Here is a 26,881-nt window from a genome sequence, read left to right on the forward strand (position 1 = left end):
TCGCATCGGTTCGGTAACACCTGCACGGCACAATCCTGCCTCGACACCGTCTCGACGGGATGACGACCGGCGGGCCAAGCCGCTTGCAGCGCCGTCGTGACGGCGCGATGCTTCATACACGAAACGAAGCAAATAACGCCATCCACACTCTTGCAGAGGACCGACATGGCCGCCCCCAAGCTCTCCCTGTCACGTCGCATCCGACTCGCCCTGAAGCAGGCCTGGCGCACCCTCGGCGACTCGCAACCCGTCGCCGAACCAGACGCACAGCGCAAGCACGATGAAGGCGATCGGCGAGATGCGCAAGAGGCCGCGCTACAGCTGCTCGCACTGTTCCAGCGCGAGGGTCGTCTGGTCGATTTCCTGCAGCAGGACATCACCGCCAGCGACGACGCGACGCTTGGCGCCGCAGCGCGAATCGTGCACACAGGGTGTCGCCGAGTGCTCGACGAGCACCTGCCGCTCGCCCCGATCTGCCAAGCGCCCGAGGGCGCCCGCATCACCCTCGAGCCCGGCTTCGACGCCAACCGGCTGCACCCGAGCGGTGCGCTGCTCGGCAGCCCACCCTTCACCGGCACCCTGATACACCCCGGCTGGGAGGTGCGCGCAGTCCGCCTGCCCGAGCCCGTCGCGGGTCACGACCCACGCATCATCGCCGCGGCGGAGGTGGAGCTGTGAGCACCCCGCGCCATGCCGTCGGCATCGATCTCGGCACCACCCATTGCGCCCTCTCCTGGATCGACGCCGACAACAGCGAAGGCGAGCGGATCGCGCAGCACCAGCTGACGATCCCGCAACTGACCGCCCCCGGCACCCTGGAGGCAGGCGCGCTGCTGCCCGCCTTCCTCTATCTGCCGCACCGCGACGAGCTCGCCGCCGGCGCGCTCACCCTGCCCTGGCCGGCCGCGCCGAGCCCGATCGCCGGCGCGCTGGCCCGTGCGCTCGGCCTCGCCACCCCGATCCGGCTGGTGGCGAGCGCGAAGAGCTGGTTGTGTCACCCCGAGGTCGATCGCGAGGCGCCGATCCTGCCGCTCGAGGCCCCGGACGAGGTCGAGCGGATCTCGCCGCTGGCCGCGACCATGCAGTATCTCGCCCATCTGCAGGCGGCCTGGGACAGCGCCCACCCCAGGGACCCGCTCGCCGCCCAGGCGCTGACCATCACCGTCCCCGCCTCCTTCGATCCGGCCGCGCGCGAGCTCACCGCCGCCGCGGCGCGCGCCGTCGGACTCGACGACTTCACCCTGCTCGAGGAGCCGCAGGCGGCACTCTACAGCTGGATCGCGGCAAGCGCCGGCGGCTGGCGCGAGCAGGTCGCGGTCGGCGACCTGATCCTGGTGATCGACGTCGGCGGCGGCACCACCGATCTCTCGCTGATCGCCGTCGACGCGCGCGAGGGCGCGCTCGAACTGACCCGGGTCGCGGTCGGCGAGCACATCCTGCTCGGCGGCGACAACATGGACCTCGCGCTCGCCCACCGGCTGCGCGCCAAGCTCGCCGCCGCCGGGGTCGAACTCGACCGCTGGCAGCTCCAGCAGCTCACCCACGGCTGTCGCGACGCCAAGGAGGCACTGTTCGGCGACCCCGCGCTGGAGCGCCTGCCGGTAGTCCTGGCCAGCCGCGGCGCGCGCCTGGTCGGCGCCAGCATCCGCACCGAGCTGACCCGCGCAGAGCTCGAGGAGACCCTGGTCGAGGGCTTCTTCCCCGAGGTCGCGGCCGACAGCCACCCCCAGGGTCGCGCCCGCGCCGCGCTCACCCGGGTCGGGCTGCCCTATGCGCAGGACCCGGCGATCACCCGTCACCTGGCCGCCTTCCTCACCCGCCACCGCGAGGCTGCAGCGCCCGCCGCGACGCTCGCGCGACCGACGGCGGTGCTGTTCAACGGCGGGGTGTTCAAGGCCGAGGCGTTGCGCGAGCGGGTGATGGCCGTGCTTGCCGCCTGGTTGGCGCCGACCGGCGCGCCGCCACCGCGCCAGCTCACCGCCACCGATCTCGATCTCGCCGTCGCCCGTGGCGCCGCCTTCCACGCCCATGCCCGTCGCCACGGCGGGGTGCGGATCCGCGGCGGGACCTCACATGCCTACTATGTCGGTGTCGAGGGCGCGGCCCCGGCGGTACCCGGGATCGAGCCGGAGCTTGCCGCGCTCTGTCTGGTCCCGCTCGGGCTGGAGGAGGGCTCGCCCGCAGCGGCGCCAGATCAGGAGTTCGGCCTGGTGGTCGGCGAGCCGGTGCGCTTTCGCTTCTTCGGCGCCGACCTCAGAGGCGATGACCGCGTCGGCGACCTGCTCGAGGAATGGTCGCCGGATGAATTGAGCGAACTCGAGGAGGTCCAGGTCACCCTCACTGCGCACCGCCACCGCCCCGGCGAGGTGGTCGCGGTGCGACTGCAGGCGGCAGTGACCGAGACCGGCACCCTGGAGCTGACCGCACTGCCGAGCGGCGGTGGCGATGAGCGCTGGGCGGTGGCCTTCGATACCCGCGGTCGCCACACCCGGCGTTAGGCGCCACCCGCACCCGAGACGATAAGGGGTACACTGGATGCGTCGCGCCCCAGGGTCGCGAACCGCGCGCAACGACAGCAGCAGGAACCGAGTCGATGGCGAAACAGCCCACGGGATCGAAAACCAAGCCCAGCACCCGGCGGCGCCGCAGCGCGGCCAAGGACACGGTCGGGACCAACCCGCCGCCGACGCCGCAGACCACCGAGTCACCGATCTCGTCGGAGACGGCCAGCGCTGCGCCTGTCCCCCAGGAGCGTCCCACCACGCAATCAAGACTCGAGCCGGAGCAGCCGGAGCAGCCGGAGCAGCCGGAGCAGCCGGAGGCTAGCCCGGTGGTGGCGCAGCCGCCAGCCCGTGAGGCTCCCGCGCCGTATCCCGAGTCCGAGCCCCCTCCCCCGGCCGCGCCGGCGCGCCCCGGGCTGTTCGTGGTCCATGTCACCCCGGAGCTGGCCACCGTGGCCAAGGTCGGCGGGCTGGCCGACGTGGTCTTCGGACTCAGCCGCGAGTTGGCGATCCGCGGCAACCATGTCGAGATCGTGCTGCCGAAGTACGCCTCGATGCGCTACGACCAGATCTACGACCTGCACGAGGTCCACCGCGACCTGTGGGTGCCCTGGTACGACGGGGCGATCCATTGCAGCGTCTATTTCGGCTTCGTCCACGACCGCAAGTGCTTCTTCATCGAGCCGCACTCGGGCGACGACTTCTTCGATCGTCCGGCGATCTACGGCTATCCCGACGACGTGCTGCGCTATGCCTTCTTCTCGCGCGCGGCCATCGAGTTCCTCTGGCAGAGCGGCAAGCACCCCGACGTGATCCACTGCCACGACTGGCAAACCGCGCTGTTGCCGGTCTATCTCTACGAGTTCTATCAGCGTCTGGGGATGACTCACCCCCGGGTCTGTTTGACCATCCACAACTTCGCCCATCAGGGCGTGGTCGACGGCGAGCTGCTGCGCGCCACCGGGCTGCAGCACCCCGCGCGCTTCCATCACCACGACCGTCTCGGCGACCCGCGCTACCCGGGCATGCTCAACCTGCTCAAGGGCGGCATCGTCTATTCCAACTTCGTCACCACGGTCTCGCCGCGCTATGCCTTCGAGACCAAGGACCAGGGACAGGGCTTCGGTCTCGAAGGCGTGCTCCACGCCCACCAGATCAAGTACGGCGGGGTGGTCAACGGCATCGACTACGACCTCTGGAACCCCGAGATCGACCGCCACATCCCGGCGCGCTACTGCATCGAGACCATCGAGACCAAGTACGACGACAAGCGCGCGCTGCGCCAACGGCTGATGCTCGCCGACAACGAGAAGGCGATCGTCGCCTTCATCGGCCGGCTCGACCCGCAGAAGGGGCTCGAGCTGGTGCGTCACGCGATCTTCTACACCCTCGAGCGCGGCGCCCAGTTCGTGCTCCTCGGCTCCAGTCCGGACCCGGCGATCAATGCCGACTTCTGGGGGCTCAAGCGGATGCTCAACGACAGCCCCGACTGTCATCTCGAGATCGGCTTCGACGAGGAGTTGGCGCACCTGATCTATGCCGGCGCCGACATGATGCTGGTGCCCAGCCGCTTCGAGCCCTGCGGGCTGACCCAGATGATCGCGCTGCGCTACGGCACCATCCCGGTGGTGCGCGCCGTCGGCGGACTGGCCGATACCGTGTTCGACAAGGATCACGCCGCCCGCCCGCTGCACGAGCGCAACGGCTATGTGTTCAACGACTACGACCACGCCGGGCTGGAATCGGCCCTGGGCCGGGCGATCGCCTGTTACCACGACTATCCCGGTGACTTCCGCGCGCTGATGCACAACGCGATGCGTACCGACTATTCCTGGAACCGTCCCGGCCAGGACTATCTCAACATCTACGACTACATTCGTAACGGCTGAGGTCGGCGGCCATCAGCAGCCTGTGGCGAGTAAGGATCATGCGATGAAGCTCTACAACCTCTTCCCCCGGCTCTGTGGCCCTCTCGATGAATGGACGCCCCATCTCGAGCGTGCCGCCGACCTCGGCTTCGACTGGGTGTTCGTCAACCCCATCCAGAAACGCGGCCGCTCCGACAGTCTCTACTCGATCACCGACTACTTCGCCATCAGCCGCGACTTCCTCCGTCCCGGCTCGCGCACCCCGCACAAGCGTCAGGTCCGCGCCATGATCAGCGAGGCCGAGCACCTCGGCATGCGGGTGATGATCGATCTGGTGATCAACCACTGCGCGATCGACTCCAGACTGGTGCGCAATCACCCGGAGTGGTTCGTGCGCGAGGGACAGCGAGTGGCCAACGCCGCCTGCATCGAGGCCGACGGCACCCGGGTGGTGTGGGAGGATCTGGCGCAGTTCGACTGGCATAACACCAGCGATCGCGAGGGGCTGTTCGGCTACTGTCTGGAGGTGGTCGAGCACCTGATCGCGCTCGGCTTTCGCGGCTTCCGCTGCGACGCCGCCTATCAGGTCCCGGCGGCGGTCTGGCACCGACTGATCGAGCACGTCCAGCGCGATCACCCCGAGGTGGTATTCGTCGCCGAGACCCTCGGCTGTTCGCCCGACCAGACCCGCGAGACCGCCGCCGCGGGCTTCGACGCCATCTTCAACAGCGGCAAGTGGTGGGACCTCGCCTCGCCCTGGCTGCTCGAGCAGTACGACGCCACCCGCGCCCTGGTGCCCTCGATCGGCTTCCCCGAGAGCCACGACACCGCGCGACTCTATGCCGAGTCCGGCGGCAACCCTCACGCCCTAGAACAGCGCTATCTGTTCGCCGCGCTGTTCTCCGGCGGGGTGCTGATGCCGATCGGCTACGAGTTCGGCTTCGCCCGACGGCTCGACGTGGTCGCCACCCGGCCGACGCACTGGGAGACGCCCAACCTCGATCTCGGTGACTTCATCCGCCACGTCAACGCGATCAAGGACGCCCACCCGGTGTTCCAGGGCGAGGGGCCGGTGCGCATCATCCCGCTCGACAACCCGGCGGTGCTGTTGCTGCACAAGCGCGCCGAGGACGGCGCCGGCGAGGCGCTGATCGCACTCAACAAGGACATCGAGCAACGCCAGTGGCTGCACGTCGACGACCTCTACCGCCACCTCGAACGCCCGGCGCCGCTGCGCGACTGCTCCTTCCAGTGGGCGATGGACTATCTGCCCACACCCTTCGACTTCGAGCTGGGGCCGGGGATGGCGCGGGTCCTGGTCACCGGAGACTGACCCCGTCCTCGGCGTCGGGAAAGCGCCAGGTCGCCGGCCCGGTACGTTCGAGCGCGCGCAACGGGTCGTCCGGCCCCCGGCCATAGCGCAGCAGGGCGACCAGATCGGCGCTCACCCGCGGATTGGTGGTGAAGTAGCCGTGTCCGAAGAAGTCGGTGCGCCGCCCCTCGTAACTGACCAGATCGATCCGACCGAGGGTCGCAAGATAACGCTGCGCGCCCGGGCGGATGTCCTCGAGGGCGATCTGTCCCACCCGGTCGCGACTGCGGAACAGGATGCGCGAGATCAGCAGGGCGCGATCGCGCGGCGAGGCATAGACGGTCAAGCGCCCGGAGAGCAGTCGGGGCAGCGGCCGGGCGGCACGCGCGCCGAGCAGGTCGGGATCGGAGACGAAGCCGGTGATCTTCTGCGCGGCCAGATCGATATCGATGTCCGGTGACATCAGCACCAGGTTGTCGATGCGATAGCGTGCGCGCGGATCCTGCCCCTGGATCAGCGCCTCGACGACCAGCTCGCGCAACGCATCGACCAGCACCAGGGTGCCGCGACTGTGGGCGAGCAGCTGGATGCGCTCGAGCCCCGGGGTGGCGGCGAGCATGCGCAGCGTCTTCTTGAGGTGCTCGACGGCGTACTCGGCCGACTCGGTGGTGGCGGTGTAGGAGGTCAGCAGATTGCCGCTCGCCGCCGCCGGCCAGGTGAAGATGGCGCAGACCGGCTCGCGGCCGAGAAAGTGACACAGCTCGGCGGCGGTGTAGGCGGCACTGGCGAAGGTCTCGTTGAAGCCGTGGACATAGAGCAGCAGCTCCTTGCGCGGCGTGGCGGCCAGACGCACCCGCAACTGCTGCTGGAGATCGGCGCGGGCGCGGGCGAAGCGACGCAGCCCGGCCGGATCGAGACGGACCCGATCGGCGGCGTCGCGGACGATGGCATAGGGCTCCTCGGGAAAGCGCCCGAGCTCCTCGACCCGCCCCAGCTCCAGGGTCACCGGTCGGGTGCGCCGCGCCAGCAGGCTCTGGCGCAACACCCCATCGCCGTCGAGTCCGGGGCCGATCCGCACCCGCGCGCTGCCATAGACCAGCCCGCGCAACCGTCCCTCACCATAGGGCACAGCAGCATCGGTATCGCCGCCAGCACGGTCGGTGACATAAAGCAGCTCAAGATCATGAGGGTCGCGCGGCGCGCGGGTGAACAGCACCTGCTGCATTGACGGCTGCCCTGGCGACTGCCCTGGCGGCTGCCCTGGCGACTGATAGAGCAGCGGAGTCGGCATCAACTCGCGCGCCTTGCCGGCGCAGCCGCCGGTCAGCGCCCCGACCAACAGCACCCCGACCATCGTCCGCACCATCCACATGGCTCGTCTCCGTGCTCATCGCGTCACCTCGGCCCGGCTTCGAGCATAGACCAGAACCGTGCCGCGCCCCGCCGCCAGCGCCGCCTCATGCCGCGCACACGGTTTTATCGACGCGAACAATGGGGTAGATTTCGCTACAGCAGTCATCCACGAAACGAGGACCGGGCGATGGAAGAGGCGGCGCAGCAGATCGAGCTGAAGACGGCGCGACACGTGATCGCACAGCTGCGTCTCCAGCCCACCGCCGACTGCGTGCTCGGCAGCGCGCCGGAGTGCGATGTCGAGATCCAGGGCGCCGAGGTCCGCCCCCGTCACGCCCGTCTGTTCATGCAGCGCGGCGCGCTCTTCGCCGAGCCGATCGATGGGGCACCGCTGATGGTCAATGGCCGCCCCGTGCAGGGCGCCGTCGGGGTCGGTCAGGGCGACTGGATCGCGCTCGCCGGGGTACTGGTCCAGCTCTCGACCGACACGGTCGCGCCACTGGCGCCGGCGCCCGAGAGCGCCGAGCGCATCGAGATCCTGGTCGGACGTCAGGGCGACTGCGGGCTGGTGATCGACTCGCCCCAGATCTCACGTCATCACGCCCGGGTGTCGATCGTCGACGATCAGGTCTGGCTCGAGGACCTGCGCAGCACCAACGGCACCTCGGTCAACGGCGCGCCGATCCGCAGCCCGGTCACCCTCACCCCCGGCGATCGCGTCGCCTTCGCCAGCTTCGTGTTCGTGTTCACCGGCGCCGCGCTCGAGCCGGCCGAGATCGGCAACATGGTGCGGGTCGAGGTCAACGCCCTCACCAAGGAGGTCACGGACCGCACCACCGGCGCCCCGCGGCGCCTGCTCGACGAGATCGACCTGGTGATCGACCCCGGCGAGTTCGTGGTCATCTTCGGCACCAGCGGCTCGGGCAAGTCGACCCTGCTCGACGCCCTCAACGGTCGCCGTCCGGCCACCTCCGGGCAGGTCGCCTACAACGGCGTCGACCTCTACGGCGCCTTCGACCAGTTCCGCTCCGGTATCGGCTATGTCCCCCAGCAGGACATCGTCCATCGCAAGATCCGGGTGATCAGCGCACTCGGCTACACCGCGCGGCTGCGACTGCCGCCGGACACCTCGCGCGAGGAGATCGCCACGCTCAGCGAACGGGTGCTCGAGCGCGTCGGTCTCAGCGAGAAGGCCCAGCTCGCCGTCGACACCCCGGAGCCGCTCAGCGGCGGCCAGCTCAAGCGCGTCAGTCTCGCCGTCGAGCTGGTGGCCAACCCCAACATCCTCTTCCTCGACGAGGCCACCAGCGGGCTCGACGCCGGCACCGACAAGAAGATGATGCGGCTGTTCGCGCGCCTCGCCGCCGACGGCAAGACGGTGGTCTGCGTCACCCACTCGCTCGAGAACATCGACTGCTGCAATCTCGTCGCCCTGCTCCATCGCGGCTGTCTGGTCTATTACGGCCCGCCCGGCGAGGCGGCCGCCTACTTCGGCGTCGAGCGTCTCTCCGACGTCTACGAACTGCTCGAGCAGGGTGAGGCCGAGCAGTGGCGCGCGCGCTATCGCGCCTCACCGCTCTACCAGACCTATATCACCGCGCGCCGCGCCGCCACCCCGGCCCCGATCGAGGCCCCGCAGCAGGCCAAGAGCGCGCGCGCCAAGCGCCCCGGCACCTCGCTGCGCGCCGGGCTGCGCCAGATGCTCACCCTCACCACCCGTTATGCCGACCTGCTGCTCTCCGACCGGCTCAATCTGCTGGTGCTGCTGCTGCAAGCGCCCCTGATCGCGCTGGTGGTGGGGGCGGTGTTCGACATCGGCGGCACCCTGCCCGAGCGCGCCGCCGCCGAGGGGCAGGTGACCTTCGTGCTGGTGCTCTCGGCGATCTGGTTCGGCTGTATCAACTCGGCGCGCGAGATCGTCAAGGAGCTGCCGGTCTATCTGCGCGAGCGCTCGGTGACGGTGCGCATCCCCGCCTACCTGACCAGCAAGCTGGTGCCGCTGGCGCTGCTCTGTCTGCTCCAGTGCGCCAGCTTCCTCGCCATCGTCACTCTGATGCTCGGCTTCGAGGGGCCCTTCCTCGAGCGTCTCGCCACCCTCTTCCTCGCCGGACTCGCGGCCACCTGCATGGGGCTGGCGGTGAGCGCCCTGGTCAACTCCAACGACAAGGCGATCGCCGCACTGCCGCTGCTGCTGATCCCGCAGTTCATCCTCTCCAACTCGGTGGTCGCGCTCTCCGGGGTGACCGAGCAGGTCGCCCGCTTCTCGGTGATCGCCTACTGGGGGCTGGACGCGATGCGCGCGACCCTCGACGAGACGCTGCGCACCCCGCTGCCGGGCAGCGAGAGGGCGTTGATCGAGGTGCAGGCGAGCTGGGACGACTCGATGCTCGCGCTCGGCGGCCTGGCGCTCGGCTTCCTCGTGCTCACCACCCTGTCTCTCAAGCTCAAGGACCGGCGACTGTGAGGCTTGGCGAACACGGATCCTGGGGTTAGAGTGAGGCACTGAACACGCAACGCATAACCCCGCACGCCCCCAGCAACGAGCGAGACGCGCCGTGGAAGACCAAGAGCTGAAGACCTGCCCCAAGTGCGGCGCCCAGAACCTGACCGCCGAGCTGCCGGGACGCGACTACCGCTGCGGCGACTGCGGACTCGAACTGGCCCACCTCGATACCACGGCGCAGGGGGTGATCCGCGGCGTCATCCGCTGGTTGCGCGAGCCCGGCGAGATCATCAACGAGCGCTACCGGGTCAACTCGGTGCTCGGCAAGGGCGGCTTCGGCGTCACCTACCTGGTCGACGACCTGCGCCTGCACGGCAAGCACCGAGCGTTGAAGGAGATCCCCGAGATCCTCTTCGACGAACACGAGACGCGCCTGCTCGGACGTCTCAGCCACCCCGCCGTTCCCGACATCACCGACCGCTTCACCGACAGCGAGATGGTCTGTCTGGTACTGGAGTTCGGCGGCGATCGCACCCTGCGCGGCGAGCAGGAGCAGCGCGGCGGGCGCATCCCGCTGTTCGTGCTGCTGCCCTGGATCAACCAGCTGTGCGCCGCGATCGGCTATCTGCACGACCAGGACCCGCCGGTGGTGCATCGCGACCTCAAGCCCGACAACATCCTGCTCGACGACAGCGGGCGGATCATGCTGATCGACTTCGGCATCGCCAAGGAGGCGGCGCCGGACACCGCCACCCGTACCCTCGGGCGCGCCGCCAGCCAGGGCTTCAGCCCCCCCGAACAGGTGCTCGGCACCGGCACCGATCAGCGCTCGGACGTCTATGCGCTCGGCGCCATCGTCTACAACCTGCTCAGCGGCAAGATGCCGGCGGCGGCCTACGAGCGGGTCACCGGCGCAACCCTGGTACCGCTGTCGCAATTCCTCCCGGAGATCCCGCCGGCGGTCGACGCCGCCGTGCTCCAGGCGCTGGAGCTCAACATCAACCAGCGCCAGCAGTCGATCGCCGAGTTCGCCGAGGTCTTCGAGCGACTGGCCGGCGGCAACGGCACCAGTTCGCCGACCGTGGCCGCCACCACCGTGCTCCCGCAATCACCCGGCGGCTTCAACCCGACCGCGGCCACGCAGACCGGTGCGCAGATCCACTCCTTACCGCTGCCGACCCATGCCACCGCCGCAACCGGCCAGGTCGGCGCCACAGCCGCGCCCCCCCCGACCAAGCAGCCGGGCCGCAGATCACCGCTGGCCCTGGTGGTCGGTCTGCTGCTGCTGGCCGGCGCTGGGGCCGGGACCTGGCTGGTGCTGGACGGGTTGCCCGGCCACGAGGACGAGGCCGCCCCGGACACCGCACAACAGGACGCCACGTCAACCAAGACAGAGGCTCAATCCGAGCCCGCCACCTCCCCGACGAGCGAGGGGTCCGCGGCAACGGCCGCTGCTGCGGCCGCAGCAGCGGCCGGCGCGGGTGCCGCGCTGGTCGCGCCCCGCAGCGAGCGCCCCACACCACCGCCACAGACCGCCAGCATCCCCAGCGGCCCGCTGCCGAGCATCTTCTCCGATCAGCAGCCCGACGCCCCGAGCACCTCGACCCGCCGCCCCGGATCGCTGCAGGACCTCTTCGAGCAGCAGCGCGCGCCCAACCTCTCGCAGCCGGTGGTCTCGACCCCCAAGCCCGAGACCAAGGCGGCAGAGGAGCCGGCACCAGCCGTCGAGCCCAAGCCGCAACCCAGGCGCGAACCGGTGGTGGTCGCCAAGCCACCACCCGAACCGCCCAAGGCGCGGCCCCGGCCCGCGCCCAAGCCCACGCCCAAGCCAGCCCCATCGAGTGGCGGTAGCTCGGGGTGGGGATTCAAGTACAAGGGGGCGGAGCGCAGCTACTGACCTCGCCCGCCCCGGACAGGGATCGTTCGTCGCCCGCGTCGAGGGACCGGGCGGCGGCACGAGTGACGCCACGCCCGGCGTGGCGTTCGGCCCATCGTGTGATACATCGAGGAATCGCCCATGCAATCAGCTCGTCCCCGAACCACCCGCCGTCCGTGGCTGCGCCACGCGCTCCTGGCCCTCACCACCCTGATCCTCGCCCTGACCGGCAGCGGCGCCGCGCTGGCCCAGAGCGGCTACGGCTTCGCCGCACCCGGCGGTTACGGCCTCAAGATCTACCGCACCGACTATACGCTCTACCCCTTCGTCCAGGTCTATCTGCGCACCTTCGACTCGGACATGCAGCCGCTGATCAACCTCAACGAGCTCAACATCGGGCTGATGGTCAAGGGCCGTCCCTACAACCCGATGAAGCGTCAGTACGGCATCCAGTCGATCCGTCAGCGCGAGGAGGCCACCCGCAGCGTGCTGGTCATCGACGCGAGCAAGACCATGTCCGGCGCACCCTTCGAGGAGACCCTGCGCGCCGCCATCGGCTATATCGAGAGCAAGCGTCCGCAGGACGAGATCGCGGTGCTGGCGGTACGCGACACCAAGCAGGGCTACGAGCTGGTCTCGCAGTTCGAGCGTGACGAGCGGGTGCTCGCCCGGCGCATCGCCGACATCCAGCCCGACGGCATGAAGACCCGGCTCTACGACACCATCGGTGCCGGCATGCAGATGTGCGCGATGAGCGCCCAGGGCTCGGTGGCCGGCGGCAACTACGTGGTCTCCTGCTCGCTGGTGGTGTTCTCCGACGGCAAGGACGAGGGCAGCTCGATCACCCGCAACGAGCTGATGACCCGTATCTCCAACCTCAGCGTGCCGATCCCGATCTACTCGCTCGCCTATTCACGCATCGACCCGAGCCACTTCCAGAACCTCGAGGCGCTGTCGAAGAACTCCTTCGGCGTCTACTACCTGGTCGGCGAGACCACCGCACGCATGCAGCGCATCGTCGAGGAGATCCAGAACATCCTCCAGAGCGACTACGTGGTCACCTTCCGCTCCTACATCCCGGTCGACGGCGAGAGCCACAGCCTCAAGCTCGGCGTCGAGTACCCGAGCGGCAGCGGCAAGTACGTCTATGACGACACCAGCTTCGAGGCGATCCAGCCGCCGCCGATCCCGGCGATCCGCTCGGCCATCACCAAGTTCGAGCAGGCCATCCCCAAGCTCCCGGCGGGTCAGACCCCCTATTGGGATGACCCCGCAGCGGCCCCCGAGGCGGCCCCGGGCATGCCGCAGTGAGGCGCGCCGGCCCGGGGCCAGCCCCGGGCCGGTCGGCACCCCGACACCGAATCGACAGCATCGCGAGGAAGCAGATGATGAAAGCACCATATCGTAAGGGCCTGACCGCGGCGGCGCTCGCCACCACGGTGGCGGTGAGCGGTTGCCAAACCACCGGCGATACCCAGGATCAGGCTGCCGGCGCCGGCATCGGTGCGCTGGTCGGCGCCGGCATCGGCGCGCTGGTCACCGGTGATGCGCGCGGCGCGGCGGCGGGCGCAGCCATCGGTGGCGCGCTCGGCTGGAGCGTGGTCGCACTCAATCAGTACCAGTCGCGTCAGGTGCGCTCGAGCGCCGCCGACAGCCGGGTCTACGGTCTGAGCAAACCGGTCGAGCGCACCCAGGTCAAGATCCGCCGCGGCTCCAACTCGCCGCGTACGGTCGGCCGCGGCCAGTCGGTCGATCTGGTCACCGACTACTCGGTGATGCTGCCCCCGAGCGTCTCGCGCACCTCGGTCACCGAGAGTTGGACGCTGAAGAAGGATGGCCGCTCGGTAGCACGCCTGCCGGCCAAGACCAGCACCCGCTCCGCCGGTGGCTGGGCCGCCCAGGCCGAGATCACCATCCCCAGCGACGTGCCACCGGGGACCTATGTGATCGAGCACCGCGTCAAGGCCGGGTCGAGCTACGACACCGACGAGTCGACCTTCGTGGTGCGCGGCTGAGCGCGGCACCGACCGGACGATGCCGCTCCACTGGCTGCTCGGACTGGCGCTGTTCGGTGGGCTGTTCGGCGGCGGCGCGGACCAGGGCTGCGCCACCGCCGAGCGGACCATGCAGCGCATCGAGCGCGACTGGCCGCTGCGCGCCTCGGGCGATCCGCTGCGCCGTCACGTCCAGGCCCTCGGCGCCCGACTCGGCGCGATCGCCGGGCTCGACACCGCGGTGCGAATCCACCTGGTACGCAACCTCGAGCCGCTCGCCTTCGCCCTCGGCGGCGGCCAGTTCCTGGTCAGCGACGGTCTGATCGCACTGGTCGGCGACGAGGCCCAGCTCGCCGCGGTACTCGCCCACGAGATCTCCCACCAGCGGCTCGGTCACTTCTGCGCCGCCCCCGACTCGGCCGATCAGCGCATCGATCTCGGCGCCGTCGTCCAGCACTTCGACCTGCAGCGCGAGATCGCCGCCGACCGGGCCGCCGAGACGCTGCTCGCACGCGCCGGGCTCGACCCCGGCGCCATGGCCGGGGTGCTCGTCTGTCTGCAACAGGGACACGGCGCCAGCGCCCAGCTCAGCGCACGGATCGGCGCGCTCGCCCCGGCGCCACCGCCCCACCCCGAGCACGACTCGCCCGCCTTCACCAGAGTGCGCGCGCAACTCGTCGACGAACTCGACGGGCTCTGGTCGGAGAGCGGCGGCTGTCGTCCACGCTGAGCGCCGCATCACCGCTCAGCGCAACAGATCCTCGCGTCGACGCTCGAACTCATCGTGCTCGATCTCGCCGCGCGCATAGCGCGACTCGAGGATGCGCAGCGCCTCCTCGCTGGCACATCCCTCGCGGCCGCGCCCATCGCGCCGCCCGGCGCGCAGTGCCCAGACCACCCCCAGGATCACCAGGACCCAGAAGATCCAACCCAACCCACCGGGTATCCAGCCATGATGCATCGTTCGTTGCTCCAGAAGTCAGAGTTTCAGGGATTTGAGCCGCAGCGCGTTGGCGATCACCGAGACCGAACTGAGGCCCATCGCGGCGGCGGCGACGATCGGCGAGCGCAGCAGGCCAAGGGCCGGATACAACACCCCAGCCGCAACCGCGACACCGAGCGCGTTGTAGACGAAGGCGAGGATCCGGATCGGCGCGGAAAGGCGCTGCAGAATCGATGGACAATGCCGCGATGACGGTGGACACGGGTCGTGTCGTGGGCAACGCTCATGCCACAGCGCAGACCCGTCGCGGCATCGCTGGCAGACCGCATGACCGACCTCGGTGCTGGCCGCATGGAACGGGCGCGCCCGTGGGCGCGCCGGCCTGGGCTCAGTCGCCCTTACGCTGTGCTTCGACCAGCGCCTCGAGCAGACGTTCGATATTGGCCATGTGACGCTCCATGCGCTCCATGTGCGCCTGCTGCATCTCCCAGCGCGAGCGCATCATCGGCGGCGGCATGCCGGGGCCCATGCCCATCGCACCCGGGGACATGCCCGCGGGCGGCATCGGCCCCGGGCCTCCCATCGGCATCGGTGTGGTCGCCGGGACCGCCTCTCCCTCCTCGGCCGGCACCGGCATGGCGAACAGCAGCGCGAGGAGCGCGGCGCCGAGGATGCGCACGGCAGACACATGCGTTGCAGACATCATCTCTGACCTCCCTTGATCGGCTGGTTGCAAACCTGCAGACGAGACATGTCCTCGTCAGGGTGAGTCGGAATCTCCCGACTCACCCGCGACACTGGGCGCAGAGGGCAAGGATTCAACCAGGCGGAAGGATCAGGCGGGGAGGTGATGCTGCAACCAGAAACGATGCAGGGCCGCGACATTCTGGGCGCAGAGCAGCGGCATCGCCGCCTCGAGCTGCTCGGGTTCCCAGTCCCACCAGGCGATCTCGAGCAGCCGCTCGATCTCCTCGGCGGTGAAGCGGACCCGGATCGGACGCGCCGGATTGCCGGCGACGACGGTATAGGGCGGCACATCGCGGCTGACCAGGGCGCGGCTGGCGACGATGGCCCCGTCGCCGACCCGCACGCCGGGCATCAGCATCGCCTCGCTGCCGATCCAGACATCGTTGCCGATGACGGTGTCGCCGGCCGGGACATAGCCATCGAGGGCGCCGGCGAAGGGGGTGTCGTCGCGATAGAAGAAGGGATGGGTGCTGATCCAGTCGCTGCGATGGCCCTGGTTGCCGGCCATCATGAACACCGCACCACTGCCGATCGAGCAGAAGCGCCCGATGATCAGGCGGTCGACATCGTCGCGATCGGGATCGAGATAGCGCACACACTCATCGAAGGAGTGATGGTGATAGTAGCCCGAGTAGTAGCTGTATTCGCCGACCTCGATATTGGGGTTGCTGACCTGCTCGCGCAGTGACTTGCCGGCGAAGGGGCTCTCGAAATGGTTGCGCATCCTGACGCTCCGATCCATGACGCACGCGACACGAGGTGCGTCGACTCGCTGAAACCTCCGAGTGTAACCGCCCGTCGCGCCGCGCTGCTATCATCGACGCCCAGGTCCAGCCGCAGCCAGAGCGCGTCATGATCCCCCGCCCCTTCGAATACCGCTTCACCGTCCAGCTACACGACACCGATGCCGCCGGACGCCTGTTCTTCGCCCATCTGTTTCGTCATGCACACGACGCCTACGAGGCGCTGATGCGCGAGATCGGCCAGCCGCTACCGCCGATGATCGCCGCGCAGACGCTGCTGCTGCCACTCACCCACGCCGAGGCCGACTATCTGCAACCGATGCAGCACGGCGAGCGGATCTGCGTCGAGGTCGAGGTGCTGGAGCTGCGCCAGCGCGCCTTCAGCCTCGGCTATCGGTTCCTCGACGCCGCCGGCCGCCTCGCCGCGCGGGCGCGCACGGTCCACGTACAGATCGCCCTGGAGCCGGGGAGCGCGCGCAGCCTCGCCCCCGAACTGCGCGCGGCCCTCGAACCCCACCTCGCCACCGCGCCGACCGAGTGAGGACCCGCGACGCCAGCGGCCAGCGGCCAGCGGCCAGCGGCCAGCGGCCAGCGGCCAGCGGCCAGCGAGATTGAACTGCAAAGACGCCGAAGAGTCACCAGCCCCCGGCCATCAGCCCCCAGCAAGGAAGGATCGGTGGCTTGCCTTCAACCGCCGTGATCGACCGAAACCTCCACTGGCGGCGGGAAGCCGAAGGCTGGTGGCTGGTGGCTGGTGGCTGGCGGCTGGTGGCTGGCGGCTGGCGGCTGACGACTGACCTCAGCGCCCCGGCAACGGGCATTTGTGCCCATCCTCGTCGACCCGCACGAAGGTGATGCAGGTCGAGAAGATCTCCTGTTCGGCGCCGGTCTCGAGGTCGTCGGCGAAGACACTCACCGCATAGGTCAGCGAGCTGGTGCCACGGCACGACTCGACGGCCTCGAAGCGCAGCACCGCCCCTTCGCGCACGCTGTGATGGAACTCGACCCGATCCATCCCGACGGTGACCAGGCGACAACCGGGATTGTCGCGACTGGCGGCGATCCAGCCGATCTCATCGACCCACTGCAGCAAGAAACCACCGAACAGATAACCATAGTGGTTGAGATGTCCGGGTCTGACGACCTTGTAGTTTTCCATAAGTGTCCCTCGATGCAACAAAACCTTCAAAAAACCGCGTTTAACTGCGCTGGATCTATATAAAGCCCCGCACGACTTGGGTATTTTTCGCCCCCGCATTCGCTAACGACCTGATCGAGGGGGAAACATGCCCGACACCGCGGCCCTGGGCTGGATCGACATCGTCGTCATTCTGACCTATCTGTTGACGACCGCCTATCTCGGCTGGCTCGGTTATCGCGGCACTCGCTCGGCGGCCGATTTCCTCGTCGGCGGGCGTGGCACCCATCCGGTGGTGATGGCCATTTCCTATGGCGCCACCTTCATCTCCACCGCCGCCATCGTCGGTTTCGGCGGAGTGGCCGGGTTGTTCGGCATGAGCCTGTTGTGGCTGGTGTTCACCAACATCGCCGTCGGCATCCTGCTCGCCTTCGCGCTGCTCGGCGAGCCGACCCGTCGACTCGGCCATCAGCTCGGCGCCCACACCTTCCCCGAGCTGCTCGGCAAGCGTTACCAGAGCCGCGCCATCCAGCTCTTCTCCGGCGGGCTGATCTTCCTCTTCATGCCGCTCTACGCCGCCGCGGTGATGACCGGCGGCAGCGTCTTCGCCGCCACCCAATTCGGTATCGACTTCGAGGTCGCGCTGCTGGTCTTCGCGCTGATCACCGCCGCCTATGTCATCCCCGGCGGGCTCAAGGCGGTGATGTACACCGACACCCTGCAGGGGCTGGTGATGATGGGGGCGATGCTATTCCTGCTGGTGTTCACCTATTCCTCCCTCGGCGGCATCGGCGAGGCCCACCAGGCGCTCACCGACATGGCCGACCTGGTGCCGGCACCCCTGCAGGAGATCGGCCACCGCGGTTGGACGGCGATGCCCGAGTTCGGCTGGGGTTCGCACCAATACGATCTGTGGTGGATCGTGGTCAGCGGCATCATCCTCGGGGTCAGCATCGGCGTGCTCGCCCAACCGCAGCTGGCGGTGCGCTTCATGACCGTACGCAGCCGCCGCGAGCTCGATCGCGCGGTCCCGATCGGCGCGGTGTTCATCCTGCTGATGGTCGGCACCCCCTATCTGGTCGGCAGCCTGTCGAACGTCTGGTTCGCCAAGAACGGCCCCGAGATCCACGGCCAGCTGGTCGAGACGCTCGACGGCGAGCACGACCACGCCCTGGTCCAGCCGATGGTGCAGGACGCCGCCGGCCACTGGTCGGTCGACCCGGCGCGCGGCCCGGTGCCGCTGATCGTCGCCAGCCGCGATCCCGCACGCGATGCCAGCGGCGCCACCTTCACCCTGCTCGGCGGGCGCTCCACCGCGATCACCGCCGTCGGCGGCGATGCCGACCGCATCATCCCGGCCTATATCGGCGCGGCGCTGCCGCGCTGGTTCGGCGTGGTCTTCCTGCTCGCGCTGCTGGCCGCGGCGATGAGCACCATGTCGAGCCAGTTCCACACCATCGGCACCGCCGCCGGGCGCGACCTCTACGAGCGCATCAGCCGCGGCCGCCAGCGCGAACCGAGCCTCATGGTGATGCGTCTGGCGGTGATGCTGGGACTGCTGATCGCCGTCACCATCAGCTACGCGGTGCGTCAGGAGTACGTGGTCGCGCGCTTCACCGCGATCTTCTTCGGGCTGTGCGCGGCGAGCTTCCTGCCGGCCTATTTCGGCGCGCTGTTCTCGCGCCGGGTCACCCGCGCCGGGGCGCTCGCCTCGATGCTGGTGGGGATGGGCGTGTCGCTGTTCTGGCTGGTGCTGATCAAGTCCAAGGAGGCCGCCGCCATCGGTCTGGTACAGCACCTCACCGGCGGCGAGACCAGCCTGCTGGCCGATCACCCCAACTGGCCGATGGTCGACCCGGTGCTGATCGCACTGCCGGCGGCCACCCTGACGCTGATCCTAGTGAGCGCGATCACCCGCCCGCCCGAGCCCGAACACCTGGCCCGCTGCTTCCCGGAGCGCGCCGCCCGAGACTGAAACACCGGTCGCCATCACCAGCCGGCGCCCCGGACGACGCAACGACGCCCGGCCCGACCGGGCCCCAGCAGGAGAAGACGCATGCTCGGCATCGAAGACCCCTGGGTATGGCTCGCCTATCTCGGCAGCATCCTGGTGACCCTGATCTGTCTGCTCTATGGATGGATCCGACGCAACACCGCGGACGACGAACCCAGCGCCGCGGACCGACTCTGGGCACTCGAAGAACAGCAGGTGGAAGATGCGCTGCGCTAGGCTCACCCGTCCCCTCATCGCGCTCTCGGCGCTGCTGCTCGCGGCCCCGACCCAGGCCGCCGACGACGCCTTCGACTGGGGCGCCGATCTCAGACTGCGCCATGTCTCCATCGGCAACGTCGGCTTCAACAGCGACAGCCCCACCGCCGAACGCAACTTCCAGCGTTATCGCGCCCGGCTCTGGGGCGGCTATGAGATCGACCCCGGCGTGCGCCTCGACGCCCGGCTGATCTGGGAGGGGCGTCACTATGTGCTGCCGACCCCGGGCGGCTGGCCGTTGCCGGGGTTCGAGCGCAACTACAGCGGCGGGGTGCTCTTCGACCGGCTGGTGTTCACCCTCGAGGAGCCGGGCGGGCTGCCGCTCACCCTCAAGCTCGGTCGTCAGGACCTGATCTTCGGCAACGGCTGGCTGGTGCTCGAGAGCAGCCCCTTCGACGGCTCGCGCTCGATCTATTTCGACGCCGCCCGCGCCACCCTCGACCTCCCCGGCGACACCCAGCTCGACCTGGTCTACATCGACCAGAGCGCCGACACCGGACGCTTCCCGCAGGCGCTCAACGGCGAGCTCGAGGATCAGGTCGAGCAACACGAGAGCGGCGTCATCCTCTATGCCCGCAACCGCGCGCTGATCCCCGGCGCCGATCTCGACGGCTACTTCATCTACAAGCACGCACGCCCCAACGAGACGCCCGACAACCTGCGCTTCAACAACGGCTATCCCTTCACCTCGCCCACCGAGCACGGCGACGTCTATGCCGCCGGCGCGCGCATCGACACCCCCCTCGCCGAGCGCTGGCGGCTGCGCGCCGAGGGCGTTTACGAATGGGGCACCCGTAACGGGCGCGATCTCGACGCCCTCGGCTTCAACAGCCGGCTGACGCTGAACCTCGGCGGCGGGCTCGACAGCAAGCTCCATCTCGACTACGAGTATCTCTCCGGCGACGACCCCGACAGCGCCGGCGACCAGGCCTTCGACCCGCTGTGGGGACGCTGGCCGCAGTGGAGCGAGCTGATGATCTATCAGTGGCCGCTCGAGACCCGGGTGGGCGAGGCGAGCAACCTGCACCGCGCCAACCTCGGCTGGATCGCCCAGCTGCTGCCCTCGACCCGCCTCACCCTCGACTACCACGCCCTCTGGGCCGATCAGCACAGCACCCGCAGCGCCGCGCAGCTGGCCAACATCAGCGGCGCGGGCGACTTCCGCGGTCATCTGTTCACCGCCTGGATCAAGACCCGATTCAATGACCATCTCGCCGGCCACCTGATGGCCGAATACCTGCAACCGGGCGATTACTACGCCGCCCACCGCCGCGACAACGGCTACTTCGTCCGCGCCGAGCTCACCCTGAGCTGGTAGGGGCCGCGGTCCCCTTGGTTGCTGCGACGCAACAAGGGGACCGATAATGCAACCAGAATCCTTCTGCACTACGAGAGCGAAACCGAGACCATGACTGGAGAACGGCTTTTGTTGAGCGGCGACGACGCGGTCGCCCTGGGAGCACTGCACGCTGGCGTGCGGCTGGGCACCGGCTATCCCGGCACGCCCTCGACCGAGATCCTCGAGACCTTCGATCGCATCGGCGGCCGCGCCCAGTGGTCGCCCAACGAGAAGGTCGCGCTCGAGGTCGCCTGCGGCTCGGCCTTCGCCGGCGCGCGCACCATCGTCACCATGAAGCACGTCGGCCTCAACGTCGCCGCCGATGCCCTGTTCACCGCCACCCACACCGATGTCGACGGCGGACTGGTGATCGTCTCGGCCGACGACCCGGGCATGGCCTCGAGCCAGAACGAGCAGGACAACCGTCACTACGGTCGCGCCGCCGCCGCGCCGGTGCTCGAGCCGATCGACTCGCAGCAGGCCTACGACTTCACCTGGCTCGGGCTCGAACTCTCCGAGCGCTGGAAGATCCCGGTGATCCTGCGTCTGACCACCCGCGTCTGTCACGCCAAGACGGTGGTGCGTCCGCGCGCACCGCATCAGGACGACAGCGCACTGCGTTTCCGCCGCGACGTCCCGGCGCGGGTGATGATCCCCGCCTTCGCCAAGCCGGCACATCGTCGGCTGCGCCAGAAGCTCGCCGAGATCACCGCCTGGAACGAGGCCGAGGGGCCGATCGAGGAGCACCGGGGCAACCGTGAACTCGGCATCGTCGCCACCGGCGTGGCCGCCGTGCACGCCCGCGAGGCCGCGCCCGATGCCTGCCAGCTGACCATCGGCCTGACCTACCCGCTGCCGCTCGAGCGCATCCGTGCCTTCGCCGCCAGCGTCGACCGTCTGGTGGTGATCGAGGAGGGCGACCCGGTGCTGGTCGACAGCCTGCGCGCCGCCGGCATCGATGCCGAAGGCAAGGCCGAGCAGTATCGCTTCGGTGAACTCAATGTCGCGCGCGTGCGCCGCATCCTCGCCCGCGACACCAGCCCCGAGAGCGAGCCGCCGGCGGGCAAGCCGCCGGAGCTCTGTCCCGGCTGCTCGCACCGCGCGGTGTTCGAGACCCTGCGTGATCTCGACTGCATCGTCTCGGGCGACATCGGCTGCTACACCCTCGGCGTACTGCCGCCCTTCTCCGCCATGGACACCTGCGTGTGCATGGGCGCGAGCGTCGGCGTCGGGCTCGGGCTGCGTCACGTCCTCCCCGAGGACGAGGCACGCCGGGTGGTCAGCGTGATCGGCGACTCGACCTTCGTCCACTCCGGGCTCACCGGCATCGCCGAGATGGTCTACAACCCGCCGGCCACCGGCCACGTGGTGCTGATCCTCGACAACGCCACCACCGCGATGACCGGCCAGCAGGAGCACCCGGGCACCGGTCGCCTGCTCGACCACAGCCCGACCAAGCGCATCAGCTTCGAGTCGGTGTGCGAGTCGATGGGCGTCGACAACGTCCACGTGCTCGACCTGCACCGCAACGCCGACGGGCTGCGCCCGCTGCTCGAGGAGCTGCTCGCCCGCGACGAGACCTCGGTGGTGATCACCCGTCAGCCCTGCGTGCTCGCCGCGCCGAAGATCCGGCTCTACGAGAAGGCCGCGGCCGAACAGGCCGAGTGCGCCGCCGCGACCCAGGACTGAACCCGGTCGTCGGCGCCCACCCGGCGCCGACGCCGCCCCGAACCCGGGGCGCGCGCCACGGCACGCGCCCGCACCTTGAGCGAGAAGATTCGATGCAACAGGTCAAGAACATCGTGATCGCCGGACTCGGCGGCCAGGGGGTCATCAAGGCCTCCGACATCCTCGCCGACGCGGCCTTCCGCGCCGGCTTCGACGTCAAGAAGAGCGAGCTGCACGGGATGAGCCAGCGCGGCGGCTCGGTGAGCAGCGACGTGCGCTACGGCGAGGGCGTGCTCAGCCCGATGGTACCGCCCGGCGAGGCCGACGTGCTGCTGGTGCTCGAGGCCACCCAGGTCGAGATCAACCGCCCCACCCTGCGCGCCGGCGGACTGCTGATCGGCCCGGATGTCATCGAGCCCGGCGCGCTGCGCAACCGCAAGAGCCTCAACGTCGCCCTGCTCGGCGCGCTCTCCACCGCGCTCGAGATCGATCAGGCACACTGGGAGGCGGCGCTCCACGCCAACCTCGCCGAGAAGCTCCACGCCATCAACGAACAGGCCTTCGCGCTCGGTCGCGAGGGCGCGGCGCGCCACCTCGGTCAATAACGATCGGCAGGGGCGCGCCGCGCCCCGCCATCCGCCAGCATGGGTCGACCGGGCACGCCCACGGTCGATCCGGATCAAGAGGACACCCATGTTTAAAGAGCTTTGGAACGACGCCGCCGGTGGCTTCCACCCCGCGAGCGCCCCCGACTACCTGCCCGAGCAGGCACTGCGCGAGGTGCAGCTGCGCCGACTGCGCGCCGTGGTCGAGCATGCCTACAAGAACGTGGCGCTGTTCCGCAGTCGGATGGAGGAGCGTGGTCTCACCCCGGAATCGGTCCAGAGCCTCGCCGACATCGCCAAGCTGCCCTTCACCGTCAAGGCCGACCTGCGCGACACCTATCCCTCGGGGCTGTTCGCCGTGCCCATGGGCGACGTGGTGCGGCTGCACGCCTCCTCCGGCACCACCGGCAAGCCGATCGTGGTCTCCTACACCCGCGAGGACATCCAGGTGTGGTCGGAGGTGATGGCCCGCGCGCTGGCCTGCTACGGCCTGCACCGCGGCGACATCATCCAGAACGCCTTCGGCTACGGTCTGTTCACCGGCGGGCTCGGCGTGCACTATGGCGCCGAGACCCTGGGCGCGACCGTGGTGCCGATCTCCGGCGGCAACACCGACCGCCAGCTGATGGTGATCCGCGACTTCGGCGTCTCGGCGCTGTGCTGCACGCCGAGCTACTTCGCCCACATGCTCGAGCGCGCCGAGGAGCTCGGCGTCGACCTGCCGGCCTCGCCGCTGCGCGTCGGCGTGTTCGGCGCCGAGCCCTGGAGCGACGCGATGCGCCGTCACATCGAGGAGGCCGCCGGGATCCGCGCCTACGACATCTACGGGCTCTCCGAGATCGTCGGCCCCGGGGTGGCGAGCGAGTGTACCGAACAGCACGGCCTGCACTTGTTCGAGGACCACTTCTACCCCGAGATCATCGACCCCGAGAGCGGCGAGCCGCTACCCGACGGCGAGGAGGGAGAGCTGGTCATCACCACGCTGAGCAAGCGGGCGATGCCGATGATCCGCTATCGCACCCGCGACATCACCTCGATCATCCCCGAGCGCTGCGCCTGCGGTCGTACCCTGCGACGGATGCGCCGCATCGAGCGCCGCTCCGACGACATGTTCATCATCCGCGGCGTCAACGTCTTCCCCTCGCAGGTCGAGGCCGCGCTGCTCGCCGTCGAGGGCACCCTGCCGCACTACCAGATCATCCTCACCCGCGATCACGGTCTCGATCAGATGGCTGTCGAGGTCGAGGTCACCGCCGAGGTGTTCAGCGACAAGGTGCGCGCACTCGAGGAGGTGCGCGCCCGTCTGGCACAGTCGATCGAGCGCATCATCGGCATCCGTGTCATGCTCCGTCTGGTCGAGCCGCGCACCATCGAGCGCAGTCAGGGCAAGGCCAAGCGCGTGATCGATCGCCGCCACGACTGAGCGGCCCCGTCGTCGGTGACGACGGCCAGGAAGATGCACAAAGGGGAGTCGAACCCATGAAACTGCAACAACTGTCACTCTTTCTCGAGAACCGTCCCGGCCAGCTCGGGGCACCGCTGGAGGCGATCGCGGCCGAGGACATCAACATCCTCACCCTGTCGCTCGCCGACACCGCCCAGTTCGGCATCCTGCGTCTGATCGTGCGCGAGTGGGAGCAGGCCAAGCAGATCTTCGAGCAAGGCGGCTGGGTGGTGAAGCAGACCGAGGTGGTCGCCGTCGACGTGCTCGACCGCCCGGGCGGCCTGGCCGGCGCGCTGGCGGTGCTCGAGGCCGCCGAACTCAACATCGAGTACATGTATGCCTTCTCGCTGCGCCGCGACGACAAGGCGATCCTGATCTTCCGTTTCGAGGACCCCGACCGCGCCATCGAGGTCCTGCTCGAGCACGGGCTGCACGTGGTCGAGGCCGAGGAACTGATGCGTCACGTCGGCTGACGCCAACCACAGACCCAATGCCAATGTCCAACCAAGACCCCGACTGGTCGAGCGAGAACCGTATCTGGAACCGCAGCGCCGAGACCCTCCCGCGCGAGGAGATCGCGGCGCTGCAACTCGAACGACTGCGCGCCATGGTCGAGCGCGTGGCCCAGGTGCCCTTCTACCGCGATCAGTTCAAGCACGCCGAGATCGGCCCGCAGAGCATCCGCTCGCTGGCCGATCTGCGGCGCCTGCCCTTCACCACCAAGGACGACCTGCGCCGCCACCAGCCGCTCGGCTTCCTCGCCGTGCCGCGCAAGGAGCTGGCGCGCATCCACGGCTCCTCGGGCACCACCGGCGTGCCCACCTTCGTCGCCTACACCGCGCAGGACCTGCGCACCTGGTCGGAGCTGTGCGCGCGCTTTCTCGTCGCCGGCGGGCTGCGCCCGGCGCACACCGCCCAGGTCGCCTTCGGCTATGGCCTGTTCACCGGCGGGTTCGGCCTGCACTACGGCATCGAGCGGGTCGGCGCGGCGGTGATCCCGGCGGCGGCGGGCAACACCCGACGCCAGATCGACATCATGCGCGAGCTCACCCCCGAGGTGCTGATCTGCACCCCGAGCTATGCGCTGACCATCGCCGATAGCGCGCGCGAACTCGGCATGGATCCGGCCACCCTGCCGATGCGCTACGGCCACTTCGGCGGCGAGCCCTGGACCGAGGACATGCGCCGCGAGATCGAGGACCAGCTCGGGCTGCAGGCGTTCAACAACTACGGGCTCTCGGAGGTGTTCGGCCCCGGGGTCGCCGGCGAGTGCCCGCTGCACGACGGCATGCACATCCAGGAGGATCACTTCATCGTCGAGTGTCTCGACCCCGAGACCCTGGAGCCGGTCGCCGAGGGCGAGCCGGGCGAGCTGGTGATCACCAACCTCACCCGCGAGGCCACCCCGCTGATCCGCTACCGCACCCGCGACATCGCCCGGCTCTATCGCGAGCCCTGCGCCTGCGGCCGCACCACCATGCGGATGAGCCGGGTGACCGGGCGCACCGACGACATGCTGATCATCCGCGGCGTCAACGTCTTCCCCTCGCAGATCGAGGAGGCGCTGTTGCGCGTCGAGGGCACCACCCCGCACTATCTGATCGAGGTCGACCGCCCGGGCACCCTCGACGAGGTCCACGTCAAGGTCGAGATGCGCCCGGAGATCTTCTCCGATCGCATGGACCGGATGCAGGGGCTGTGCGAGCACATCAGCCGCGAGATCCAGACCGTCGCCGGCATCCGTGCCCATGTCGACCTGGTCGAGCCGAGATCGATCGAGCGTTTCGTCGGCAAGGCCCGGCGCGTACTCGACAAGCGCCGGCTCAACGACTGACCCAAGGGCCACATCCCAGGAGAGAGCATGACCATGATCCATACCGCGCGCCGAACCCGACTCCCGGCCGGGCTGCTGCTCGCCGCCCTGCTGCTGCCGCTGCTCGCCGTCGCCGGCGACGGCTACTATATCGAGACCGTCAATCGCGGCTCGGCGGTGATGACCGAGGGGCCGCAGGAGAGCCTCACCAAGACCTACATCGCCGCGGGCAAGATGAAGGTGGTCAACAGCGGCGAGAACGCCGACAGCATGATCCTCGACCCCGAGTCCGGGGTGATCACCTTCCTCAACGACGGTCTGCAGCAGTACTTCACCATCAACGTCGACGACGTCGCCAAGGCGATGGCCGACCCGAGCATGGCGCAGATGCGCGCGATGATCAGCGAGACCAAGGTGAGCGTCGAGGACACCGGCGAGACCCGCCAGATCGGCGACTGGGAGTGCCGCAAGTACGCGGTCACCAAGCAGGGCATGATGCAGGTCGAGCAGGAGGTGTGGGCGACCGAGGAGATCGATCTCGACGTCCGTCCCTACACCCGGATGATGCGCATGGCCGGCGCCGGCGACATCCCCGGCGGCGCCGAGCAGATGGCCGAGCTCGACAAGATCAAGGGCTTCCCGATCCTCACCATCAGCACCATGAACATGATGGGCACCGAGGTGCGGACCGAGACCGAGGTCACCGCGGTACGCCAGGAGACGATCGCCGACGACTTCTTCACCGTCCCCGACGACTATCAGCTCAAGGAGATCGGCATGGGCATGGCGCCCCCAGCCGGACACCCGCCGGCGCAGTGATCCGCG

The 26,881-nt window shown here is 69.1% G+C and carries 24 protein-coding genes; 19 read left to right on the plus strand and 5 right to left on the minus strand.

The annotated features are described in order from the left end of the window. Positions 1–165 precede the first annotated feature (165 nt). The 4 genes from EBL84_RS05705 to EBL84_RS05720 all read left to right on the plus strand — a co-directional run bounded on the left by EBL84_RS05705 (position 166) and on the right by EBL84_RS05720 (position 5,702). Entirely contained in the window at positions 166–678 is a 513-nt protein-coding gene (locus EBL84_RS05705) for a DUF2760 domain-containing protein (RefSeq protein WP_123139938.1), read from the plus strand. Continuing rightward, the gene (locus tag EBL84_RS05710; RefSeq protein ID WP_123139939.1) at positions 675–2,498 is read left to right on the plus strand and encodes an Hsp70 family protein; all 1,824 of its coding nucleotides are present in this window, start codon (positions 675–677) and stop codon (positions 2,496–2,498) included. The genes EBL84_RS05705 and EBL84_RS05710 overlap by 4 nt, the downstream gene beginning before the upstream one ends. Before the next feature lie 95 nt (positions 2,499–2,593). Continuing rightward, complete coding sequence (locus EBL84_RS05715) at positions 2,594–4,390, plus strand: glycogen synthase (protein ID WP_123139940.1); 1,797 nt, start codon at positions 2,594–2,596, stop codon at positions 4,388–4,390. A gap of 43 nt (positions 4,391–4,433) precedes the next feature. Further along, positions 4,434–5,702, plus strand: a complete 1,269-nt coding sequence (locus EBL84_RS05720; protein ID WP_123139941.1) for an alpha-amylase family glycosyl hydrolase — start codon at positions 4,434–4,436, stop codon at positions 5,700–5,702. Here EBL84_RS05720 and EBL84_RS05725 read toward each other — a convergent pair. Continuing rightward, positions 5,689–7,047, minus strand: a complete 1,359-nt coding sequence (locus tag EBL84_RS05725) for an alpha/beta hydrolase (RefSeq protein ID WP_369957694.1) — start codon at positions 7,045–7,047, stop codon at positions 5,689–5,691. The two genes, EBL84_RS05720 and EBL84_RS05725, sit on opposite strands and share 14 nt — an antisense overlap. Positions 7,048–7,221: 174 nt before the next feature. Here EBL84_RS05725 and EBL84_RS05730 point away from each other — a divergent pair, with 174 nt between their 5' ends. From EBL84_RS05730 to EBL84_RS05750, 5 genes are all read left to right on the plus strand, one after another. Further along, positions 7,222–9,498: an FHA domain-containing protein gene (locus EBL84_RS05730; RefSeq protein ID WP_123139943.1), complete on the plus strand. Its 2,277-nt coding sequence runs from the start codon at positions 7,222–7,224 to the stop codon at positions 9,496–9,498. A 91-nt stretch (positions 9,499–9,589) separates the two neighbouring features. After that, a complete protein-coding gene (locus tag EBL84_RS05735) occupies positions 9,590–11,374 on the plus strand; it encodes a serine/threonine-protein kinase (protein ID WP_123139944.1) in 1,785 nt (594 codons plus the stop codon). Between the two features lie 120 nt (positions 11,375–11,494). Next, complete coding sequence (locus EBL84_RS05740) at positions 11,495–12,664, plus strand: VWA domain-containing protein (RefSeq protein ID WP_123139945.1); 1,170 nt, start codon at positions 11,495–11,497, stop codon at positions 12,662–12,664. Positions 12,665–12,738: 74 nt separating this feature from the next. Continuing rightward, positions 12,739–13,368 carry a glycine zipper domain-containing protein gene (locus tag EBL84_RS05745; protein WP_123139946.1) on the plus strand — a complete coding sequence of 210 codons (630 nt, stop codon included), beginning with the start codon at positions 12,739–12,741 and terminating at the stop codon, positions 13,366–13,368. Positions 13,369–13,387: 19 nt separating this feature from the next. Continuing rightward, a complete protein-coding gene (locus tag EBL84_RS05750) occupies positions 13,388–14,077 on the plus strand; it encodes a M48 family metallopeptidase (RefSeq protein WP_123139947.1) in 690 nt (229 codons plus the stop codon). Between the two features lie 15 nt (positions 14,078–14,092). Here EBL84_RS05750 and EBL84_RS05755 read toward each other — a convergent pair whose 3' ends face one another. The 3 genes from EBL84_RS05755 to catB form a co-directional block, all read right to left on the minus strand. Next, the gene (locus EBL84_RS05755; protein ID WP_123139948.1) at positions 14,093–14,308 is read right to left on the minus strand and encodes an SHOCT domain-containing protein; all 216 of its coding nucleotides are present in this window, start codon (positions 14,306–14,308) and stop codon (positions 14,093–14,095) included. Positions 14,309–14,678: 370 nt separating this feature from the next. Further along, positions 14,679–14,993 carry a hypothetical protein gene (locus EBL84_RS05760; RefSeq protein WP_148040268.1) on the minus strand — a complete coding sequence of 105 codons (315 nt, stop codon included), beginning with the start codon at positions 14,991–14,993 and terminating at the stop codon, positions 14,679–14,681. 132 nt (positions 14,994–15,125) lie between these two features. Beyond that, a complete protein-coding gene (catB, locus tag EBL84_RS05765; protein ID WP_123139950.1) occupies positions 15,126–15,761 on the minus strand; it encodes a type B chloramphenicol O-acetyltransferase in 636 nt (211 codons plus the stop codon). A 128-nt stretch (positions 15,762–15,889) separates the two neighbouring features. Between catB and EBL84_RS05770 the strand changes: the two genes are divergently transcribed. Further along, on the plus strand, positions 15,890–16,321 hold the full coding sequence (locus tag EBL84_RS05770) for a thioesterase family protein (protein WP_123139951.1): 432 nt from the start codon (positions 15,890–15,892) through the stop codon (positions 16,319–16,321). Positions 16,322–16,579: 258 nt separating this feature from the next. Here the strand turns inward: EBL84_RS05770 and EBL84_RS05775 are convergent, their stop codons facing one another. Further along, the gene (locus EBL84_RS05775; protein ID WP_123139952.1) at positions 16,580–16,939 is read right to left on the minus strand and encodes an acyl-CoA thioesterase; all 360 of its coding nucleotides are present in this window, start codon (positions 16,937–16,939) and stop codon (positions 16,580–16,582) included. 127 nt (positions 16,940–17,066) lie between these two features. Between EBL84_RS05775 and EBL84_RS05780 the strand changes: the two genes are divergently transcribed. The 9 genes from EBL84_RS05780 to EBL84_RS05815 all read left to right on the plus strand — a co-directional run bounded on the left by EBL84_RS05780 (position 17,067) and on the right by EBL84_RS05815 (position 26,875). Continuing rightward, the gene (locus EBL84_RS05780) at positions 17,067–18,893 is read left to right on the plus strand and encodes a sodium:solute symporter (protein WP_123139953.1); all 1,827 of its coding nucleotides are present in this window, start codon (positions 17,067–17,069) and stop codon (positions 18,891–18,893) included. Positions 18,894–18,974: 81 nt separating this feature from the next. After that, positions 18,975–19,148 (plus strand): symporter small accessory protein, encoded by a 174-nt coding sequence (locus EBL84_RS17050; RefSeq protein ID WP_165913431.1) that lies wholly within the window; start codon positions 18,975–18,977, stop codon positions 19,146–19,148. Next, the gene (locus tag EBL84_RS05785) at positions 19,135–20,505 is read left to right on the plus strand and encodes an alginate export family protein (protein WP_123139954.1); all 1,371 of its coding nucleotides are present in this window, start codon (positions 19,135–19,137) and stop codon (positions 20,503–20,505) included. Before EBL84_RS17050 ends, EBL84_RS05785 begins: the two co-directional genes overlap by 14 nt. A 90-nt stretch (positions 20,506–20,595) precedes the next feature. After that, a complete protein-coding gene (locus tag EBL84_RS05790; RefSeq protein WP_062272371.1) occupies positions 20,596–22,215 on the plus strand; it encodes a thiamine pyrophosphate-dependent enzyme in 1,620 nt (539 codons plus the stop codon). Positions 22,216–22,307: 92 nt separating this feature from the next. Continuing rightward, on the plus strand, positions 22,308–22,799 hold the full coding sequence (locus EBL84_RS05795) for an indolepyruvate oxidoreductase subunit beta (RefSeq protein WP_062272373.1): 492 nt from the start codon (positions 22,308–22,310) through the stop codon (positions 22,797–22,799). Between the two features lie 88 nt (positions 22,800–22,887). Continuing rightward, positions 22,888–24,222 (plus strand): phenylacetate--CoA ligase family protein, encoded by a 1,335-nt coding sequence (locus EBL84_RS05800; RefSeq protein WP_123139955.1) that lies wholly within the window; start codon positions 22,888–22,890, stop codon positions 24,220–24,222. Positions 24,223–24,278: 56 nt separating this feature from the next. Beyond that, positions 24,279–24,716: a hypothetical protein gene (locus EBL84_RS05805; protein WP_005221249.1), complete on the plus strand. Its 438-nt coding sequence runs from the start codon at positions 24,279–24,281 to the stop codon at positions 24,714–24,716. Positions 24,717–24,739: 23 nt separating this feature from the next. Further along, on the plus strand, positions 24,740–26,077 hold the full coding sequence (locus tag EBL84_RS05810) for a phenylacetate--CoA ligase family protein (protein ID WP_082805914.1): 1,338 nt from the start codon (positions 24,740–24,742) through the stop codon (positions 26,075–26,077). 27 nt (positions 26,078–26,104) lie between these two features. Beyond that, entirely contained in the window at positions 26,105–26,875 is a 771-nt protein-coding gene (locus EBL84_RS05815; RefSeq protein ID WP_123139956.1) for a DUF4412 domain-containing protein, read from the plus strand. Positions 26,876–26,881: the final 6 nt, after the last annotated feature.

Origin of the sequence: Marichromatium sp. AB31, from assembly GCF_003718685.1 — a bacterium.
GTDB classification, from domain to species: Bacteria; Pseudomonadota; Gammaproteobacteria; order Chromatiales; family Chromatiaceae; genus Marichromatium; species Marichromatium gracile.

What these genes read in the sequence shown, in the direction of transcription:
- EBL84_RS05795 (WP_062272373.1), top strand. Translation starts at nt 22,308, where the DNA reads ATGCAACAGGTCAAGAACATCGTGATCGCCGGACTCGGCGGCCAGGGG.
- EBL84_RS05760 (WP_148040268.1), bottom strand. Translation starts at nt 14,993, where the DNA reads ATGTCTGCAACGCATGTGTCTGCCGTGCGCATCCTCGGCGCCGCGCTC.
- EBL84_RS05750 (WP_123139947.1), top strand. Translation starts at nt 13,388, where the DNA reads ATGCCGCTCCACTGGCTGCTCGGACTGGCGCTGTTCGGTGGGCTGTTC.
- EBL84_RS17050 (WP_165913431.1), top strand. Translation starts at nt 18,975, where the DNA reads ATGCTCGGCATCGAAGACCCCTGGGTATGGCTCGCCTATCTCGGCAGC.
- EBL84_RS05720 (WP_123139941.1), top strand. Translation starts at nt 4,434, where the DNA reads ATGAAGCTCTACAACCTCTTCCCCCGGCTCTGTGGCCCTCTCGATGAA.
- EBL84_RS05785 (WP_123139954.1), top strand. Translation starts at nt 19,135, where the DNA reads ATGCGCTGCGCTAGGCTCACCCGTCCCCTCATCGCGCTCTCGGCGCTG.
- EBL84_RS05755 (WP_123139948.1), bottom strand. Translation starts at nt 14,308, where the DNA reads ATGCATCATGGCTGGATACCCGGTGGGTTGGGTTGGATCTTCTGGGTC.
- EBL84_RS05815 (WP_123139956.1), top strand. Translation starts at nt 26,105, where the DNA reads ATGACCATGATCCATACCGCGCGCCGAACCCGACTCCCGGCCGGGCTG.
- EBL84_RS05770 (WP_123139951.1), top strand. Translation starts at nt 15,890, where the DNA reads ATGATCCCCCGCCCCTTCGAATACCGCTTCACCGTCCAGCTACACGAC.
- EBL84_RS05730 (WP_123139943.1), top strand. Translation starts at nt 7,222, where the DNA reads ATGGAAGAGGCGGCGCAGCAGATCGAGCTGAAGACGGCGCGACACGTG.
- EBL84_RS05800 (WP_123139955.1), top strand. Translation starts at nt 22,888, where the DNA reads ATGTTTAAAGAGCTTTGGAACGACGCCGCCGGTGGCTTCCACCCCGCG.
- EBL84_RS05745 (WP_123139946.1), top strand. Translation starts at nt 12,739, where the DNA reads ATGATGAAAGCACCATATCGTAAGGGCCTGACCGCGGCGGCGCTCGCC.
- EBL84_RS05775 (WP_123139952.1), bottom strand. Translation starts at nt 16,939, where the DNA reads ATGGAAAACTACAAGGTCGTCAGACCCGGACATCTCAACCACTATGGT.
- EBL84_RS05805 (WP_005221249.1), top strand. Translation starts at nt 24,279, where the DNA reads ATGAAACTGCAACAACTGTCACTCTTTCTCGAGAACCGTCCCGGCCAG.
- EBL84_RS05705 (WP_123139938.1), top strand. Translation starts at nt 166, where the DNA reads ATGGCCGCCCCCAAGCTCTCCCTGTCACGTCGCATCCGACTCGCCCTG.
- EBL84_RS05810 (WP_082805914.1), top strand. Translation starts at nt 24,740, where the DNA reads ATGTCCAACCAAGACCCCGACTGGTCGAGCGAGAACCGTATCTGGAAC.
- EBL84_RS05725 (WP_369957694.1), bottom strand. Translation starts at nt 7,047, where the DNA reads ATGGTGCGGACGATGGTCGGGGTGCTGTTGGTCGGGGCGCTGACCGGC.
- EBL84_RS05740 (WP_123139945.1), top strand. Translation starts at nt 11,495, where the DNA reads ATGCAATCAGCTCGTCCCCGAACCACCCGCCGTCCGTGGCTGCGCCAC.
- EBL84_RS05790 (WP_062272371.1), top strand. Translation starts at nt 20,596, where the DNA reads ATGACTGGAGAACGGCTTTTGTTGAGCGGCGACGACGCGGTCGCCCTG.
- catB (WP_123139950.1), bottom strand. Translation starts at nt 15,761, where the DNA reads ATGCGCAACCATTTCGAGAGCCCCTTCGCCGGCAAGTCACTGCGCGAG.
- EBL84_RS05715 (WP_123139940.1), top strand. Translation starts at nt 2,594, where the DNA reads ATGGCGAAACAGCCCACGGGATCGAAAACCAAGCCCAGCACCCGGCGG.
- EBL84_RS05780 (WP_123139953.1), top strand. Translation starts at nt 17,067, where the DNA reads ATGCCCGACACCGCGGCCCTGGGCTGGATCGACATCGTCGTCATTCTG.